This window comes from Asticcacaulis biprosthecium C19, assembly GCF_000204015.1.
Taxonomy (GTDB): Bacteria; Pseudomonadota; Alphaproteobacteria; order Caulobacterales; family Caulobacteraceae; genus Asticcacaulis; species Asticcacaulis biprosthecius.
Map to the genome: position 1 here is coordinate 599,759 of NZ_GL883078.1, position 17,248 is coordinate 617,006.

Below are 17,248 nucleotides of genomic sequence, written 5' to 3' on the forward strand. Positions count from 1 at the left end.
GTTGCGCTAACGCTTCGCTTCTTGAGCGCATGCTTCGTTGCGCTAACGCCGTCGGACGGCCCCGTTCGCTCTTTGAGCGCGGGGGCGCCTTCGCCAATTTGGGCCAAAAACTCATTGCGTCGCCTCCGCGCCAACGGCCTGGCGTGATTTGGCCAGTATGGCCTCGGCAATCTGCGGCCGCGCCTTGTAGTGCGCCGTCATCTCGGCCTCCGCCTGCGCACGCGCTGCGGTGTCGCCCAAGACATCGTACGAGCGCAACAGTCGCGCCCAGCCGTCGGCGTTTTCGGGATCGGTTTTCAACGACGCGGCCAGCGAACCGACCATGCCAGCAATACGCGTCCGAGCCGCAGCGTCGGCCTTTTCCGCGACATCGATGGCCTTCAGGTCCTCTTCGATGGCCGGCCGGGACGGATTGTCCGGCGACGTATTGGCCAGGGCCGTACGGAAGCTGATGCGAGCGGCTTCGAACTGGCCGATGGCGACCTGATGGCGACCCAGATAGTAGAGGGCGCGAGCGTCCTTCGGGTCGATCTTCAGCGCCTGTTCAAAGGCCGCCAAGGCCTCGGCATTGCTGTTACCGTCGGCCGTCAGGGTGATGGCTTCGCCCAGCGCCGACCATTCGCCAAAGGTCTCGGGCGACATGGCGCGGGCGCGCTTGTAGGCCTTCATGCCTTCATAGGTGTTGCCCGCCCAGGTGTGGAAGCGGCCGATCATCAGCCAGTACTGGGGGTCGTTGCCGTTCTGGGCCTCGCCCTGGCGCAGGACGGCCACCATGACCTCGGGCGGGACGGAATCGGGATCGTCCTGCGCCATGCGCGTCCAGCGCGCTTCGCGGTCCTTATACGGCTGGTCCGGCATGCCGGGATGGCCAATGAACATGTAGACGCCGAAGGCCGCAGCGGCTGTGACAGCGGTTACGATGACACCCACGACCGGCTTAACCGTGGCGACGGTTTGTTGGTCGCCGGCCTTCAGCAAGGCGCGCGCGGCTTCGATCTTTTCCTCATGGGCAGCGTCGGCGTCCAGATCGCCGGCCGCCAGGCGACGGTCAACATCGGCGATAAAGCCGGCGTAGAGCGCCTTTTCATGGGTCAGTGCGCCCTGAGCCGGCGCGAAGCGGTGCCAGAGGACGGCCACGGCTACTACGGCCAGGCTGATCAGCACGCAGATCAGGGTCAGCAAAATCATCGTGCCTCCTTAGACGATTTGATGGCGAAACCAAAACCAAATGTCAGGCGCGCGGCGCGGCATTTCGGCGCGAGGTCTTAGTCGCTGTTATCCGCGGATCAATGAATTGTGCCCCGAAATTTGCCCTTTCCAGACTTGAGGAGGCGAGGGCGTTCTTTCGAAATGCCAAGAAGACGCTTAAGCCACGTTCTTCGGCTTTAGCAGATCCGACGAGGCAATGCGGCGGCGACCGACGGCCGCTTTTTCCTCGCCGCACAGGGCCTGCATCAGGTCGGTGACCAGTTCAAAGAAGCTCATCACCACCTCCGGATCGACCGGTTCGTCGCCATTGGCGATCGACAACAGTTCCTCGAAATAGCTGTCCAAGGCGCTTTCCAGCGCCTGAGCGGTCTTGGTATGCAGCGACGCGAACCCACCGGCATGGGCGACATTACGCACGGTCTTCACAAAGGCCAGGGTCTGGACAGCGCGCACGATCGCCTCAGGCTTGGGGAAGCGATCCAGATGCGGCGTTTCCTTGCGCACCCGGCCGTAGACGCGCTCCGACTTCATCGGCAGGGCGTCCTCCAGGGCGCGCTCCGCTCCCTTCAACTGGCTCTCCACCAGTTCCGCGATCAGCTTGTGACCGGCCGCCAGGCGCTTGCCCCACGGGCCGTCGCGCTGAAGTTCGATATAGTTCTCGAAGGAATGGATCAGGGCAAGGCAGTCACTGACCTTCTGGCCGGCAATGCCGAGGTCATCGCAGACCTTGCCGCGCGCGCCCATGAAGGTTTTCAGGTCAAGCAACCGCTCTTCCGCGACAGCCAGGATGCGTTCGCCGAAGACAGCCAGTTCCGACGCGGCCAGGAAACGCTCGCTGGCACGGTCGGACACAGTGGCGACAAACTTGACGATCTGAGGTCCGTCTTCGAGATTGGCGAACAGGATTTCCAGGAGGCGATAGCCACCTTCGGAATCGTTGGCGCAGGCGTCCTTGAACATCAGGCGCAAGGCCGTGGCACGGTCGGCGTCAATACGGCCGAGGAAATCCGGCAAGCGGGCCAGCATGGCGCGGGCAATGCGGTGCAGGTCCAGGTATAGTGCAAATTCGGTCACCGCTTCGCCATCGGCGGCGTCGGGCTTGGCCGGCAGGATGTCGTGCGGATTTTCGCGGCAGATCTGGGCTGCGGCCGTCACCAGCCGGAAAAACACCACCGGCGTCGGATCTTCGGTGCGCAGGCCGCGCAGGGCATAGCGCGACTGCATGTACAGTTCCGGCTCGCGGACCTCGAGTGCGCTCCAGATATTGTCGAGCAGCCAGGCAGGGAAGGTAATTCCGGTCAGGCCGTCAGGACGCGCTTCCAGCAGCGGCAGGTAAGGCGCGAAGACCGCCTGCTTGACGTGCCGGAATTCCAGCTCAAGGCTGACCAGGTTACGGACTTCGACCAGGGCCTCATCCTTGGTCAGGCCCAGAGCCATCTCCAGCGACCGCAGACTGGTCTGCGGAAGGGTCTTTACCAGCCCCTTGATCAGACCAAGCCGTTTGTTCGCGATAACGCCCATTACACTCAGTTTCCTGCCCGGGTCCGAACGTCGACGAACCAGCCTGTAAGTTTAGAATTTCCTGGTTAATTTTCTCTGACGGGTAGCCGGTCACCACCGCCGCAAAACCTTGCCGAAATCCTTTGCGGAAAATGGATACGAAGGCTTTTCACCGGCTGTCAGCCGTCCATATTGCCGGGCAGGTTGACCTTTACGCACAGCCCCCCCAGGTTCGCTTTTTCGAACTGCAGCCGGCCACCGTAGGCGCGCACCAGTTCGTCGACGATCGACAGGCCGAGGCCCGAGCCCGGGACACTTTCATCCAGTCGCGCGCCGCGTTTGAGCACCTCATCGAAACGCGCCGCGTCCAGCCCGGGACCGTCGTCTTCGATCGCCATGATCAAGGTCTGGGTCTCTGCCTCGAATTCGGCCAGGATCAGGACCTTGCGCCTGCACCAGATGCAGGCGTTTTCGAGCAGGTTGCCGGCGATTTCCTGGAGGTCCTGCTTCTCGCCTCGGAAGGCCAGGTTGTCGGGCGCGCGCCAGTCGATGATGACGCCCTTGTCCTGAAAGACCTGTTCCAGCATCACTGCCAGTTCGTCGAACACCGGCTCAACCGGTGTGCGCTCACCCATGGCGGTGGAGCGCGCAGCGGCGCGGGCCCGGCGCAGGTGGTGGTCGACCTGAGCGCGCATGGTCTCGGTCTGCTTGCGCACGGCTTCAGGCAGAGGGCCGGCATCGTCACCGGCCGAGGTCAGCAACACCGACAGCGGTGTCTTGAGCGCATGGGCCAGGTTGCCGACGTGCATCCGCTGGCGTTCGACCACCTCCTGAGCGTAGTCGAGAAAGGCATTAAGCTGGTGCGCCACGGGGGTGATTTCTGCCGGGTAGGTCTTGGCCAGGCGCAACTGCTGGCCCTTCTGGAGACTGGCAATTTCGTCGGTCAGGTCGAACAGGGGGCGCAGGCCAATACGAACCTGGAAATAGATGGCGCCCAGTGATCCCAAAGCCAGCAGCAGCAGGGCAGCGCCGGTCAGCAGCGCGAAGGTACGGATATCGCGGTTGACCGGGCTGGCGTCCTCCGCTGCCATGAAGACATAGGCGTTGGAATCGACCATAGAGTAGATGACGGCGACGCGCAGAGGCTCCTGCTTGGGGCCTAACCCGTCATAGAAGACGGCCGTGGCGACCTTTTCCTTGGCCTGCACCAAAACCGTGGACGGCAACAGCAGCCGGGCGTTCCATAGAGACCGCGACTTGACCGGATTGACGATATCGCCCTTGGCGTCGACCTGGGCGACCTGCCAGTAGAGACCGGAATGGAAAATGCCGGAGCGGGCATCGACGAAGCGGCTGGTGTCGACGGCGCCGTCTTCAATATTGGTCACCGAGAACAGGTTGTCGGCGAATTGACCGACCCCGGCTTCAAAGCGATGCATGGTGACGCGGGAGAAGTAGGCGGTCAGGCCGATGCCGGTGACGAAGAGGGCGAAGATGAACCACACCGCTGCCAGCCGGATCAGCCGCCCGACCAGCGAGTTGGCCGTCAGGCGTTGCCAGATGCGGCGGATGTTGTCGGCAGGACCACGCGGCTTGGGGGGATCGGCAGGGGCCTCGCTCACCTATACCTCCCCACGTGTGGGGAGGGGTACCATGCGTGAAACGAACGCAGTGACGTGGAGTGAAATGGTGGTGGGGCGACTTGCTGTCGGCGCAACAATCGACGGCGCTTCCGAAAGTAAGTCGCCCCACCACCACGCTTTCGGCCGCCGCTTCGCTATGGCATGGCGCGGTCCCCCTCCCCACGCAAGCGCGGGGAGGTATAGGTCGGTGGTGCTCACAACTCGCCGACCTCGTCGTGCAGCGGCTTCAGGCGATAACCCAACCCACGTACCGTCTCGATCCGGTCATTGCCGATCTTCTTGCGCAACCGCCCCATGAACACCTCGATGGTGTTCGAGTCGCGGTCGAAATCCTGGTCATACAGGTGCTCAACCAGTTCGGTGCGCGAAATCACCCGGTTCTGGTGCATCATCAGATAGTGCAGCAGCCGGTACTCCAGCGAGGTCAGCCGCAGCGGCTCGCCATTGACGCTGGCGCGGGCCGCACGCGGGTCCAGGCGCAGACCACCACAGACCAGCAACGGCTGGGCATGGCCGGCGGCGCGGCGGACCAGGGCGCGCAAGCGCGCCAGCAGCTCTTCGGTATGAAACGGCTTGGTCAGATAATCGTCGGCGCCGGCATCGAAACCCGACACCTTGTCGCTCCAGGCGCCACGCGCCGTCAGGATCAGGACCGGCGTCATCTTGCCTTCGCGGCGCCAGCGCTCCAGCACCGACACCCCGTCGATCTTGGGCAGGCCCAGATCCAGGATGATACAGTCATAGGGTTCGGTATCGCCCAGAAAGTGGGCTTCCTCGCCATCGGGGGCATGATCCACGACATAACCGGCGTCGCTCAGGGAGGCCTTGAGCTGACGCGACAGGTCCGGATCGTCTTCGGCTAACAGAATTCGCAACTAACGCTCTCCGATGATGCGCCCGGAATCGGTGTCGATCAGCAAATCGACCCGGCCACGATCGGTGGCGACACGTACCCAGAAGATTGAACCGCTTTGTTGACCGGCGTCAAGCACGCGGCCGCGCGACTCGGCGATCCGGATGGCCCGTTCGATCCGGCCGTCGCGGCGGTTTTCGCCCCCGCGGTCGCCGCCGCCGCTGCGGTCATTGCCGCCACGCGGTCCACCCCGCTCCTTGCCACGCTCTTGGCTGCCCCGGTCCTGGAACATGGCAGCATGGGCCTCGCCCCCTACCGAGACGGCGATCATGGCAGCACAGAGAAGGGGCCAAATCTTTTTCATGACACCGTTATAGGTTCACGCACCTGAACCTTAGCTGAACAACTCGTTGTCTTTAGCAAATTCTGCGCCGCCATATAGTTTTTTGCGACGGATTTTTCGCAGCGGTTATTTCCGAGTTCGTGACGGCATGGACGGCATATAGGCCGCATTGGCGCGCCAGCGTTCCATCAGCGTCATGATCTCCGCCCGCAAGGGCTCCGGCACGCCGTCCACGCCCTTGTCCGGCATGGCCAGAACGACATGGGCGAACAAGTCGCCGCGCGAGCCGTCCTTGGCGTCGAATGCGCCACGCCCCTTCAGGCGCAGCACGGCGCCGGAATTGGAGTTCTTCGCCAGATTGACCGTAACCGGCCCATCCGGCGTCGGTGCCTGGACCTTGCCGCCCAGCAGCGCATCCGGCAATGAGACGAACAGGTCCATATGCAGGTCGTTGCCGTCGATGCGGAAAATCGGGTGGGCCTTCAGGTTCAGCTCGACCAGGGCGTCGCCGTGGGGACCGCGGCCGGACGGCGACGGCGCCCCCTGCCCTTTCAGGCGCAGGGTCTGACCATCCTTGGAGCCTTTGGGGATATTGACGTCGACCGTGCGGCCATCGGAGAACATGACGCGGCGGGTGTTGCCGACAATGGTATCGAGCAGGTCAATCTCGAGCTTGATCTTGAGGTCGCTGCCGCGCTGGGGCGCGCTCTGTCCGCCGAAACCGCCACCGAAACCGCCACCGGCAGCACCGCGGCGTCCGGCGCCACCGCCGAACATCTCCATGATGTCGTCGAGGTCCATGCCTTCGAAGCGACCACCGCCCGGCGCACCGCCGTTCGGAGCACCACGGCCGCCAGCGGCACCACCGCCGAAACCACGATAAATCTCACGGCCGTCGGCATCGATCTCGCCTCGGTCGAAACGCTTGCGCTTGTCGGCATCCTTCAGGAAATCGTAGGCTGCCGTAATGCGTTTGAATCGCTCTTCGGCAACCTTGTTGTCCTGGTTCTTGTCGGGATGCAGTTCCTTGGCCAGCTTGCGGAACGCTTTCTGGATGTCGGCGTCGCTGGAGTCGCGCTTGACGCCCAGTTCGGTATAGGGATCACCTGCCACGCTCGTATACACCTCCTGCCGCAGAGGTGTGTCCTAGACGCAATTGAATCAAGAGGCAAGACGGAGCGGCGTATGCTATATTCGCCCAATGGTGGATGCAGCGGATGTCCGGCGGATGGCCGGCGACATGGCGGGGGTGACGGACGAGTCGAGCGAGACCCGGCTGGTGCTGTCGTGCGCTGGCCGCGGCTTTGCCTGGACCTTCATGCAGCGCGATGCACCCAAGCAACCGCGCTGGCCGAACCTGGAGGTGCTGGCGATCAGTTGCACGCTGGAACACAAGGAGATGCTGATCGCGGCGGCGCCGGACGTCTTCTTCGACGACGACCATTACCGCGGCTATCCGGCGGTGCTGGCACGGCTGCCGGTCATCGCGGTCGAGGAGTTGTCGCACCTGCTGCACAACGGTTTCGCGATCCAGGCTGCCAAGCCGAAAAAGCGGAAAAAATAGTTCCGCTACTTCGCCCCGTCCAGCGCGGCGATCAGCTTGGCCATATTGTCGATATAGGCGCTGGTCGAGATTCCGATCGCCGGCTTGTCGGTGACGAACGGCGAGGTATCCGTCTCGTCCCCCACGCGCGTGGTGCGGAAATCGCTTGGCGCCGGCGTCGCGCTGCCGTCGCCGCTGTAAGGATGGCTGACCGCCTTCAAGGGCGTCGGCCAATAGCCCTGTTTGTTCAGCCCCTTGACCAGGTCGGCCACGCCCCGGACCTTGTCAGGTGCATTCAGGTCGGAGCCGGCATTCATGGCGGCGACAAAATATTTCGGCAGCGGCGCCTTGACCTTCAGCGGTGAGTCCTGGCTGGCGACCTCCGGCGGGGTCGCTTTCAGCTTTTGGTACTCGGCGCGCAGCTTTGCCACGTCCAGCATCCGGAACGAACTGTAGTGGCCGAGCGTAAAGGTCGGGTCGTAGTCGTAATAATAGGCACCGTTGACGATGTTCGAGCCGCGGCGATGGACAAACAGCCCCTTGTTCGTGCCCAGTTCGATAAAAGTCGGATGACGGTTGATCTTGCCGTCGGCATCCGGCAAACGCACGCTGTCCAGCCAGTCCAGGGCTTCCGGGATACGCGCCAGGTATTTGGTCTCGCCGGTGAGCCTGTAGAAGTCCATCAACTGACGAACATTGGCGAAGGTGGTGTGGGTCGCCAGGGCCTGGGGCTCATAGGTCCGGGCGCCGGCCGGTTTCAGGTCGAGTGTATGCTGCAGACCCCAGCCCGGCTGGGGCTGGCCCTGCTGGGTCACCAGATAGACCGACATGGCGCGGACAATGGCATCGGCAATACGCGGGTCACCGATGGTCTGTTGATACATGATCAGGAAACGGATATTCTCACCGGCAACGTCATCATTGAAGGTGATGTCGCCTGTATAGTCGTCGTGGCCGTGCAGCGACACAGGATTGGCCGGATAGCGTTGCGGCCAGCCACCGATCGGGTACTGGCTTTCCAGAACAAAGTTCAGCGCCTTGTCCAGGGCCGGCCGGAACCGTTCGTCCTTCTTCTCGACATAGAGGCGCAGCAGGAACTGCATCGATTCCGACGTGCCGGCATCGTCGAAGGTGGCATTGCCCCAGTCGTACTGGAACTCCTCCAGCCGCCAGGCATTCTTGCCGATGGTGTCATACCAGCGCTTGCGTGACTCAGCCCCGCCGAAATCGTGGAAGTAGTGCCAGCCGCCCGACGGGTGCTGCGCGGCGATCAGACCATCGGCAACCGGGGTGGCGGCCTGATAATAGGCCTCGTCGCCGGTAGCGTGATAGGCATCCAGGAAGACATGGCCCATGGTTGCCGTGCCCGGCGGCTGGATCCAGATCATGGTGGCATAGGCTTCCATCTCGCCCCAGCGCTGCTTCATGTCGGCCGAATAGGCCCAGACATAGCCGCCGTTAAACGCCACCTTGTCGGTCATGAACCGGGTGGCCGTCTTCATCGTGTCAAGGATAGCCTTGCGTTTGACGGGTTTAACCGCAGCCAGCGCTGACACCGGTGTCAAAGAAAGCGCAGCAGCACCGGCAAGAAGGTGGCGTCGTGTTGTCATGGAAGGGCTCCCTGGAGAGATCAACGCGCATGTCTGCGGCATCCGTCGCTGTCCGTGTTGCCTAGTCTTATCCGGTTACGCGACTGGAATGCAAGCCTAGTCCTCGAATTCGTCCCAGTCGGAGCGGTCCTCGTTCAGGTCCCAGGCGGCATAGTCGAGTGCGTCTTCGGGATCGGCCAGTTCGGTCTCGTTGATCGTCTGGCCGCGCACGGACACGCCGGCGCGGTGGACGCTTTCGCGGTCGCCGGTAATCAGGTGATGCCACATCGGCAAGGGCTTGCCTTCATGCAGCCGGCGATAGGCGCACGAGTGCGGCATCCACAAAAGCTCCTCGATATTGCCGGGCTTGAGCTTGATGCAGTCGGGGACGTACTTTTTGCGGTTGGCGTAGTCGGAGCACCGGCACTTGTCGGGATCGAACAGCTTGCAATGGACCCGGGTCGGAATGACCTCCAGGGTTTCCTCGTCCTCGAACCGCACCAGGCAGCACAGGCCACAGCCGTCGCACAGGCTTTCCCATTCCTGTTCGGTCATCTGTTCGAGAGTTTTGGTTTCCCAGAAAAGTACGCTCATGGCGCCTATATAGAGAAAAGACTGCCTCAGAAAAGGTCCAGATTGGTCACGCAGCCATTGATCTTGCTTTTCAGGACTTCGAGACGCTGGCGTTCGACACGGTCGAGGCTCTTGTCCTGGGCGAGCAGACGATCCATCTCTGCCTGATCCTTCGCATTTGCCGGAAACGTCTTCTCGACAATGGCGATCACGGTGGCACCTTCGCGCTCGCCACGGATACCGACCGGGCCGCTGACGGACCCGACCGGCGACCAGCCATAGGCGCCGCGGAAATTATAGCGAACATCGTCCAGGGTCAGGCAACTATCGCCGTAGGTGGCGAAGGCCTTCATGTCGAAACCGTAGAGCGTTGCGCTTCTCAACTCGATGGGCAGGCTGCCCTGCCCCAGATCCGCCAAGGGGATGACGTACTGCACCCCACCCATGGATCGAAAACCCTGCGCCACACGCTTGGTCGCCGCGGCCGGCATGCCGTCTGTGGCCGTCACGGCGTCGGTGACGAAGCCCCCGCCCATGGCCGACTCGATATCGGCAGCATTGGCCTGGCGCCGGTCATGGCTTTGCAACAGGCGAAACAGCCGGTGCTTGAACTCGACGGCGTCGGTTTTCTGCTGGCGCAGATCGGCCTCCGTCTGGGCGGCTGCCGGGCTGACCAGCAGGAAAGCGGCCAATAGACAATAGATTCTGAACATCATGCGCTTTCTTAGCACAAGCTGTGGCGCCTGGTAGCGCCTTTGAATGCAACATATGTAGAGTTTCCACTTGACCCAAAACTCTACATATGTTGATGTAGTGCCATGGCTCGACGTAATCACATCTCACCGCAGACGCGTACCGTGCTCGCTGCCCTGGCGGTCCAGCCCCAGGCCTGGCGCTACGGGTATGATCTTTCGAAGGAAACCGGCCTGAAGTCCGGCACCCTGTACCCGTTGCTGATCCGGCTGGCCGATGACGGCCTGCTGGAAACCGAGTGGCGTCAACCCCTGCAGCCCGGCCGGCCGCCGCGTCATGCCTATCGCCTGACCGCCGCCGGCATCGCTCTGGCGCAGGTGCGCGCTCAAGACGCAGTACCGACGGCAAACCGGGAGGCGACGACATGAAGTTTGCCCTAATTGTCATTGACCTGGCCGCCCGTGTGCTGCCCGGCCATCGCCAATCCTGGGGCGAGGCCATGCGGGCCGAGGTCCGCGCCATCGAGTCCGCGCCCGACGCCCTGGCCTTTGCCGGCGGTTGTCTATGGGCTGCCCTTTGCGAAAGGATCACCGTCATGAAAGCCATTGTGTTCACCGGACGCCTGCTTGTCGGTCTCGTCACCGCGCTCTACGGCGCCATGTTCCTGGTCATGATGGTCAATGGATTGACCGGCCAATCGGCGCAACCGGTGATGCCATGGGTCGTTGTGTGGGTCGCGACCATGGGTTTGAGCCATCTGGCCGCTGCCGCCGGCCTGGTCTTCTGGCGGCCGAAGCTGTTCTGGAGCGCGGTGGCGCTGGCTGTCTTGCCCGGCCTGGTCCTGACCGTTTTCGGCCTGGCCACTCAGGCCAGCCAGTTCCTGCGCTTTGCCTGGCCGTTTCTTCCCCTGGCCCTGCTGGCCGGCGCAGCGCTGTTCCTGGCCTGGCTCGAACGCCGTCCCCGTCGGCCGATCGCAGCTTGAACCGGTAAAAAGCCTTTGCCTTACGAAGCGGGGAACACTACATCCGGCGCATGAGTTTGAAACCTTCCGGCAAAGCCCCCCTCCTCGCCCTCAAAGACATCCGCCTGATGGATGGCCAGACGCCATTGTTCGATGGTGTCGATATTGCGCTGGATCGCGGCGTGCGCGCCTGCCTGGTCGGCCGCAACGGCGCCGGCAAGTCGACCCTGATGCGGCTGCTGGCGGGCCAGATTGAGCCCGATTCCGGCGAGCGCTACGTTTCCCAGGGCACACGTTTCGCCTTCGTGTTGCAGGAACCAGAACCCGTAGGATTGACCATTCTCGACTGGGCCATCTCCGGCGGGGCGGAATCCTACAATGCCGAGGCGGAGCTCTATGCCTTCGGCATTGATCCGCAGGGGCCGACGACCTCCATGTCCGGCGGCGAGAAGCGCCGCGCCGCCCTGGCCAAGGCCTTTGCCGAAGATCCCGACCTGATCTTCCTGGACGAGCCGACCAACCACCTCGATATTTTCGCCATCCAGACCCTGGAAGACCGGCTGAAAAGTTTTCGGGGCGCCGCCCTGGTGGTCTCCCACGACCGTACCTTCCTGGAACGCGTCACTCAGCGCTGTTACTGGTTGTACGATCGCCGCATGCTGCGGCTGGACGACAACTACGCAAGCTTCGACGAATGGCGCGACAAGGTCGAGGCCGAAACCGCCGAATCCCTGCGCCGGCTGGAAAAGGCCATCGAGCGCGAGACCTACACCTTCTATCGCTCGATCACCGCCCAACGCACCCGCAACGAAGGCCGCGCGGCCCGGCTCAACGCCATGCGCCAGGACTTTGCCGCCCGGATAAAGTCGATGGACAAGCCGATGGACATGGTGCTCGATTCCGGCGGCACCTCCGGCAAGCTGGTGGCGGAACTCAAACACGTCGCCAAGGGCTTCGGCGGCCGCACCCTGATCAAGGACCTGTCGACCCGCATCCTGCGCGGCGACCGGCTAGCGATCGTCGGTCCCAACGGTGCCGGCAAGTCGACCCTGGTCAAGCTTCTGCTGGGCCAGATCCCCGCCGATTCCGGTGATATCCGCCTGGGCACCAAGCTGGATGTCGCCTATCTTGATCAGGGCCGCGATGCGCTGAAGGGCGACGAGACCTTGTGGGATGTGCTGGCCAATTCGGGATCGGACTCGATCATGGTGCGCGGCGAACCCCGCCACGTCGCCGCCTATGCCAAGGATTTCCTCTTCCGCGAAAAGCAGTTGCGCCAGCCGGTCAAGTCATTGTCGGGCGGGGAACGCAACCGGTTGCAGTTGGCGCGCGCCTTGGCCAAGGCCACAAACCTGCTGGTGCTCGACGAACCGACCAACGACCTGGATATGGATACGCTGGACCTGCTGGAGGACATGCTGGCCGACTATGACGGCACCCTGATCCTCGTGTCGCACGATCGCGACTTCATCGACCGGCTGGCGACCTCGACCCTGGCCCTGGACGGCAATGGCCGTACAGCCGAGACACCCGGTGGCTGGCAGGATTTCATTCGCCAGAACCCGGATTTCTTCCAGCGCGGCGCAACACCGAAGGAGATCGCGGCCACGAAGGCGGCGGCGGCTCCGGCGAAGACGGCGCCGAAGAAGCTCAGTTACAAGGATCAGAAGCGGCTGGAGGATCTCGAAAAGCTGATGCCGCAATGGCAAGGTGAGATTGCCAGGCTGGAAAAGGTCCTGGAGGATACAACCTTGTATAGCCGCGATCCCAAGGCGTTCGACGCGACCATGAAGACCCTTGAGAAGCTGCGGCACGATCTCGATACCGGCGAAACCGAGTGGCTGGAACTGGAGGATCGAAAGGCGGCCTTGGCGGGGTAAGGAACGGTCCGCGCCTTTTGACACACCGGTTTCGAAAAACGTCGCAAGATGGATTCTTAAGGTTGCAATAAGGTATATTATCCGTTACCCGAGTCAACCTTCAAGGTTGTGCGCAGGGACAAAGGGGCGGATATGTTGCAAAAATTTTTATGTCTTTTCGTAGGCTTCATCCTGGTCGCACTGCCAGTTCCGGCCCTTGCGCAGCAGGGCTCGGGCAAGCCAATCGTCGCAGTCTACGAGATGCGGGACCTGACCAACAACGGCCTGGCCGACACGTTTTCGACTATGATCGCGACCGCCGTCGCCGGGACCAGCAAGTTCCGCGTTATCGAGCGCAACGACATGGACAAGCTTCTGGGGGAACAGAACCGCGCCAATTCCGGCTTGGTGACGACCAACAAGCCCAGCAAGAAGGGCGGGTTCGAAGGCGCCGACTACCTGATCTATGGAACGATCACCTCGTTGTCAGTGGTCAACAAGTCCGATGTCGGCACCAGCATCGTCGGCTCCCTTTTCACGCCCCAGGGGTCCGCTGCGCCGAAATGCGTTTATGCAATCGCGACGGTCAGTGTTGACATCAAGATCACCGATGCCAGCACGGGCGAGATCAAGTATGTGGACCGTATCGACGAGCAGCAGAAATCGGCTACCATCTGTGACGGCCGGCCGTCAGTCGACAATTCGGGGCTGCTTCGCGCCGCGGCCGACAAGGTCGCGACAGGCCTGGTCCAGGCCATCTATCCGATTCAGGTTGCGGCCATTCAATCCGACGGCGTTTTCATCCTGAACTACGGCGAAGGCGCGCTGAATGTCGGCGATATCCTGACGCTCTACAGCAAGGGGGAAGCGATCTATGATCCGGCGACCGGCGAACTCCTCGCCAATTCCGAAGTGAAACTGGGCTATATCCGGGTCACGGAGGTGAATGGACGGGTATCCAAGGCCGTCCCCGTTTCCGAATTCACCGCAGCACCTGCCGTCGGCGCGATCGCGCGAGCCACCTCGGCCGAGGATAGGGCGGCCCTGGCCAAGCCGGCAAAGAAAAGGAAGTAAGCCCCCATGTCGATGCAAAAGGTTACCCGCCGCCATGCCGTCATGTCCGCTACGGCATTGACTATGGTCTGCGCCCTCGGCTGGGGCACCTTCGCCCAGGCCCAGACATCGATCCGGGTCGGCAAAATCGCCAGTCAGGAGACGTGCACCTACTACCAGAACAGCACCGGCAGCGCCGCCGCCGCTGCTTCGGCAGACTGGTTCGGCGCCTCCGCGGCCGTAGCCGTGGCCTGGCGGACATGGTGGGTGAAGGACTGCGTCGGCAACTTCAAAACCATAACCGGGAGCCTGGAAGCCGCCCTGGCCGCCTCGAACAAGCTGACGGTGGTCGACCGGGCGGGCGACTATGTCCTGTCGGGAATGGTGTCGGCCGACGGTACGCAGCAGACCCAGTTCTCCCAGGATACCTCGAGGGGGGCGGACTACGATGTGAGTGCCAACAAGCTCTACGCTTCGATGAATGTCACCCTGCAGGATCGATCCGGCCGTAAGGTCTTCGGTGCAACGGTCCGCAAGGAGGTCGACTTGAGCGCCTACGTGTCTTCGGACGGAACCACCGCGTCCGTCGAGCAAAGCGGCCAGGCGGTATACAATCAGTTGCAGGAAGACCTGGCCCTGGCCGTCGCACGCAAAGTCGCCTTCCGCTTGGCCCCTCTCGCGGTCATCGACAATTATGACGGCACGATCCAGTTGAACTACGGCGCGCCGTACCTGCAACTGGGAACCACGGTCCAGGCGACCAGTCCCGACGGACGCACGGTTATTCAGTACAATGTCATCGCCGCCAATGACGCGACGGCGACCGCGGAGCCTGACGGCGCTGGGGATGTTAGCCGCATCATCCCGGGCAGCACGGCTATCGTGATAGAAGCCGACGACCCGGCCGCCAACGGCCGCCGGATGAAGCGGGTCGACCTGCCCTGATCTAATACGGGTTGCCTTTTGATATTTCGTAATCCGAGCCGTCATTAGGTATTATTTAAACTCGGTCTCCTAAGGTCAAAGGGTTGCAACCCAAAGACCCTTCATGACCTTGCCGCTGACCGCCCGTTTTCTGATCGCAACGACCGCCCTTGCGGCCGCGGGCTCGGCCCATGGTCACACCGCCGATCGCTATCTGACCTGGGAAAGCAAGGCCCAGCGCACTCAGGTCGCGCCCCAGGCGCAGCAACCCGCTCCTGTCCCACAAGGCCAGGCCGGCGCCCGGTATGGTGTGCCCGCCTCACCCTACGGTCAGGTCGGTGATCCCTATGCCCGCACCCTGACCTGGCCCACGAAACCCGGCCAGCGGCCCGCCACCCAAACGGCGTCGATCGAACGCTTGCCACAGCCGACAATGTCCGCGCCGTCTTCTGCAGTTTCGGTCGCCGTGCCGCGTCCCGCGCCGCGCCCGCAACCCGTGACCGTCGCGCCCGTCCCGACACCGCAACCATCTTCGCGCCCGGCACCAACGCCGCAACCGGTCTTCGACGACGCCGACGAACCCGAGATCGTGCCGCGAAATCCGGCACCCCAAGCTCAGGTCCAGCCACAAACACAGCCCCAAACACAGCCCCAAGCCCAGCCCCGGGTCCAGACTCAGGTCCCGCCTATGGCCAGCGCGCGAACTTCGCCGCAGCCGCAGCCAGTCGCTACCGCGCCGGCGCCAACGCCGGTTCCCCTGACCGACGGCGAGTCGGGCTATCAGGTCCCGGCCAACAGCAAGTACGCCGCGCGCATCGCCGCCGCGCGCGCCGCCCAGGCTCAGGAAGAGTCGATGGCGCCGACCCCGTCGTCCGGCACAGATGAGCCGCCGCAACCCAGCGGTCCGGCCCAGGCCGCGGCCGCCCCGCGCCCCGTCGAATCCCAAAGCCTGGCCTCGCATGAAACCGACCAGGTCTTCATTCCGGGCGAACAGATCACCAACGCCATAACCCAGGAACCGCGGCGCTACAGCCTGCACCGCCAGTACGGCATGCAGCCTGACCGCATCCAGGTCGATCCCAATCCCACCGGCGCCATCCTCGAAACCCGGTTCGACGCGCTTGAAACCGAAGACGAGGGCGACAACGCCCCGCAAGACTCCTCAGATACCGTCTCTGGCTCGACTCCTTAAGGCCCCAGCATGTCCCGCACTCCGACCTCGTCCCTCGTCGACCTGATCGAACTGGCCAAGGAGCCATCCAGTTCCAAGCGCCGCGAATTGCTGCGCTCGGTTACGGATATCTTCATGAGCGATCCGGATACCGTCAATCCGATGGAGATGGAGCTCTACGATCAGGTGATGACGCAACTCACCACCGATATGGAAATCATCGTCCGCGCAGAAATCGCCCAGACCGTTGCTGGTGCCCGCAACGCCCCTTTGGGCCTGCTGCGCAAACTGGCGGTCGATGAGATCGAGGTCGCCGAAGCGATCCTGACCAAGTCCAAGGCGCTCAGCGAAACCGACCTCATGCACGTCGTCTCGACCCAGGGTCAGGACCACCTGCGTGCCGTTTCCCGCCGTGAATCCGTGCCGGAAGCCGTCTCGGGTGTCATCGTCCAGCGCGGTGACGACACCACCCTGCACACCCTGCTCAGCAATGACGGCGCACGCCTGTCACGCGCCTCGTCGGAAGAGGTCGTCCAGCGCGCCCAGGCCAACCCCGCCCTGCATGAGGTGGTGGTCAACCGTGCCGATTTGCCGCCCGACCTGATGAATGACATGTATTTCGTCGTCGAAACCCGCCTGCGCGAACGCATCATCGCTGAAAACGCCAAGCTGGACCCGGCGGTGATCGAACAGGCCCTTTCCAAAGGTCGTAATCGGGTGGCCGTTGCCTATGGCGACTTTCCCGATGACTACGAAAAGATCAATGCCGATGTCGAGATTCTGCGCCGCAATGAACGCCTGACGCCTACGCTGCTGGCCAAATACATGCGCGACCCGAACCCGACCTGGTTCTATTGCGCGCTGGCTCAGATGGCCGATATCGATTTTCTGACCGCCCGCCACCTGATCGAAAAGCGCGAAATCGACGCCTTGGCAATTGCCTGCAAGGCCGCCGGCCTCGACAAGGCCCTCTTCCTGACCTGTGCCATGATCATGCTGTCGGACTCGGAAAACGCGATGGGCCGGGCCGGTGAGTACGGGAAACTGTACCTGGACCTGCCGCAGGAAACTGCCATGCGCACCATCCGCTTCTGGCGCATGCGCCGGGCGGAAGGCAAGGCGGCCTAACCAGGGTCCGAAGGACCCTGGACCCGGAAACCTGACAGCGCTAATCGGCGCGGAACTCACCGATTCCTGAGGTGCCTCCAGGCCTGAACCAGGCCAACGAGGTGGACCAAGCCGAACACCATGCAAACGGCGCTGGACACCATCCAGAAGACAGGTCCCTGCTCCATGGGTTGGTTGATCAGGAAAAAGCCGCCGATACCGCGAGT

The 17,248-nt window shown here is 62.8% G+C and carries 17 protein-coding genes; 8 read left to right on the forward strand and 9 right to left on the reverse strand.

The window, feature by feature from the left end; all coding sequences use genetic code 11:
* Positions 1-111: 111 nt before the first annotated feature.
* The 6 genes from ccmI to ABI_RS13160 form a co-directional block, all read right to left on the reverse strand.
* Positions 112-1,188, reverse strand: coding sequence for a c-type cytochrome biogenesis protein CcmI (gene ccmI, locus ABI_RS13135; protein WP_006273497.1), 1,077 nt, complete (start codon positions 1,186-1,188; stop codon positions 112-114).
* Positions 1,189-1,365: 177 nt separating this feature from the next.
* Positions 1,366-2,730 (reverse strand): hypothetical protein, encoded by a 1,365-nt coding sequence (locus ABI_RS13140; RefSeq protein ID WP_006273498.1) that lies wholly within the window; start codon positions 2,728-2,730, stop codon positions 1,366-1,368.
* Positions 2,731-2,888: 158 nt separating this feature from the next.
* On the reverse strand, positions 2,889-4,331 hold the full coding sequence (locus ABI_RS13145) for a sensor histidine kinase (protein ID WP_006273499.1): 1,443 nt from the start codon (positions 4,329-4,331) through the stop codon (positions 2,889-2,891).
* Between the two features lie 215 nt (positions 4,332-4,546).
* Positions 4,547-5,227, reverse strand: a complete 681-nt coding sequence (locus ABI_RS13150; protein ID WP_006273500.1) for a response regulator transcription factor — start codon at positions 5,225-5,227, stop codon at positions 4,547-4,549.
* Positions 5,228-5,569 (reverse strand): hypothetical protein, encoded by a 342-nt coding sequence (locus tag ABI_RS13155; protein WP_157138892.1) that lies wholly within the window; start codon positions 5,567-5,569, stop codon positions 5,228-5,230.
* Positions 5,570-5,674: 105 nt separating this feature from the next.
* The gene (locus tag ABI_RS13160) at positions 5,675-6,661 is read right to left on the reverse strand and encodes a DnaJ C-terminal domain-containing protein (RefSeq protein ID WP_006273502.1); all 987 of its coding nucleotides are present in this window, start codon (positions 6,659-6,661) and stop codon (positions 5,675-5,677) included.
* A 115-nt stretch (positions 6,662-6,776) separates the two neighbouring features.
* Between ABI_RS13160 and ABI_RS13165 the strand changes: the two genes are divergently transcribed.
* Positions 6,777-7,112 (forward strand): hypothetical protein, encoded by a 336-nt coding sequence (locus ABI_RS13165; protein ID WP_006273503.1) that lies wholly within the window; start codon positions 6,777-6,779, stop codon positions 7,110-7,112.
* A gap of 5 nt (positions 7,113-7,117) precedes the next feature.
* On the opposite strand, the gene ABI_RS13170 is transcribed toward ABI_RS13165, so the two are convergent.
* The 3 genes from ABI_RS13170 to ABI_RS13180 form a co-directional block, all read right to left on the reverse strand.
* On the reverse strand, positions 7,118-8,701 hold the full coding sequence (locus ABI_RS13170; protein WP_040309241.1) for a pectate lyase: 1,584 nt from the start codon (positions 8,699-8,701) through the stop codon (positions 7,118-7,120).
* Positions 8,702-8,797: 96 nt separating this feature from the next.
* Positions 8,798-9,274 carry a YcgN family cysteine cluster protein gene (locus tag ABI_RS13175; RefSeq protein WP_006273505.1) on the reverse strand — a complete coding sequence of 159 codons (477 nt, stop codon included), beginning with the start codon at positions 9,272-9,274 and terminating at the stop codon, positions 8,798-8,800.
* A 26-nt stretch (positions 9,275-9,300) separates the two neighbouring features.
* A complete protein-coding gene (locus ABI_RS13180) occupies positions 9,301-9,969 on the reverse strand; it encodes a hypothetical protein (RefSeq protein ID WP_006273506.1) in 669 nt (222 codons plus the stop codon).
* A gap of 102 nt (positions 9,970-10,071) precedes the next feature.
* Here ABI_RS13180 and ABI_RS13185 point away from each other — a divergent pair, with 102 nt between their 5' ends.
* The 7 genes from ABI_RS13185 (at position 10,072) to ABI_RS13215 (ending at position 17,042) form a co-directional block, all read left to right on the forward strand.
* On the forward strand, positions 10,072-10,374 hold the full coding sequence (locus ABI_RS13185) for a PadR family transcriptional regulator (RefSeq protein WP_040309243.1): 303 nt from the start codon (positions 10,072-10,074) through the stop codon (positions 10,372-10,374).
* Complete coding sequence (locus ABI_RS13190) at positions 10,371-10,928, forward strand: hypothetical protein (RefSeq protein ID WP_006273508.1); 558 nt, start codon at positions 10,371-10,373, stop codon at positions 10,926-10,928. Before ABI_RS13185 ends, ABI_RS13190 begins: the two co-directional genes overlap by 4 nt.
* A gap of 56 nt (positions 10,929-10,984) precedes the next feature.
* Positions 10,985-12,787 carry an ABC-F family ATP-binding cassette domain-containing protein gene (locus tag ABI_RS13195; RefSeq protein WP_374188352.1) on the forward strand — a complete coding sequence of 601 codons (1,803 nt, stop codon included), beginning with the start codon at positions 10,985-10,987 and terminating at the stop codon, positions 12,785-12,787.
* Between the two features lie 132 nt (positions 12,788-12,919).
* The gene (locus ABI_RS13200) at positions 12,920-13,840 is read left to right on the forward strand and encodes a CsgG/HfaB family protein (protein WP_006273510.1); all 921 of its coding nucleotides are present in this window, start codon (positions 12,920-12,922) and stop codon (positions 13,838-13,840) included.
* 6 nt (positions 13,841-13,846) lie between these two features.
* Positions 13,847-14,764, forward strand: a complete 918-nt coding sequence (locus ABI_RS13205) for a hypothetical protein (protein WP_006273511.1) — start codon at positions 13,847-13,849, stop codon at positions 14,762-14,764.
* 103 nt (positions 14,765-14,867) lie between these two features.
* Entirely contained in the window at positions 14,868-15,935 is a 1,068-nt protein-coding gene (locus tag ABI_RS13210; RefSeq protein WP_006273512.1) for a hypothetical protein, read from the forward strand.
* 9 nt (positions 15,936-15,944) lie between these two features.
* Positions 15,945-17,042: a DUF2336 domain-containing protein gene (locus ABI_RS13215; RefSeq protein ID WP_040309244.1), complete on the forward strand. Its 1,098-nt coding sequence runs from the start codon at positions 15,945-15,947 to the stop codon at positions 17,040-17,042.
* The last annotated feature ends 206 nt before the right edge of the window (positions 17,043-17,248 follow it).

Excerpts from the sequence above, each read along its gene's own strand:
- ABI_RS13155 (WP_157138892.1), bottom strand. The coding sequence starts at position 5,569 with ATGAAAAAGATTTGGCCCCTTCTCTGTGCTGCCATGATCGCCGTCTCG.
- ABI_RS13170 (WP_040309241.1), bottom strand. The coding sequence starts at position 8,701 with ATGACAACACGACGCCACCTTCTTGCCGGTGCTGCTGCGCTTTCTTTG.
- ABI_RS13175 (WP_006273505.1), bottom strand. The coding sequence starts at position 9,274 with ATGAGCGTACTTTTCTGGGAAACCAAAACTCTCGAACAGATGACCGAA.
- ABI_RS13205 (WP_006273511.1), top strand. The coding sequence starts at position 13,847 with ATGTCGATGCAAAAGGTTACCCGCCGCCATGCCGTCATGTCCGCTACG.
- ccmI (WP_006273497.1), bottom strand. The coding sequence starts at position 1,188 with ATGATTTTGCTGACCCTGATCTGCGTGCTGATCAGCCTGGCCGTAGTA.
- ABI_RS13185 (WP_040309243.1), top strand. The coding sequence starts at position 10,072 with ATGGCTCGACGTAATCACATCTCACCGCAGACGCGTACCGTGCTCGCT.
- ABI_RS13165 (WP_006273503.1), top strand. The coding sequence starts at position 6,777 with ATGGCCGGCGACATGGCGGGGGTGACGGACGAGTCGAGCGAGACCCGG.
- ABI_RS13215 (WP_040309244.1), top strand. The coding sequence starts at position 15,945 with ATGTCCCGCACTCCGACCTCGTCCCTCGTCGACCTGATCGAACTGGCC.
- ABI_RS13200 (WP_006273510.1), top strand. The coding sequence starts at position 12,920 with ATGTTGCAAAAATTTTTATGTCTTTTCGTAGGCTTCATCCTGGTCGCA.
- ABI_RS13140 (WP_006273498.1), bottom strand. The coding sequence starts at position 2,730 with ATGGGCGTTATCGCGAACAAACGGCTTGGTCTGATCAAGGGGCTGGTA.
- ABI_RS13190 (WP_006273508.1), top strand. The coding sequence starts at position 10,371 with ATGAAGTTTGCCCTAATTGTCATTGACCTGGCCGCCCGTGTGCTGCCC.
- ABI_RS13180 (WP_006273506.1), bottom strand. The coding sequence starts at position 9,969 with ATGATGTTCAGAATCTATTGTCTATTGGCCGCTTTCCTGCTGGTCAGC.
- ABI_RS13210 (WP_006273512.1), top strand. The coding sequence starts at position 14,868 with ATGACCTTGCCGCTGACCGCCCGTTTTCTGATCGCAACGACCGCCCTT.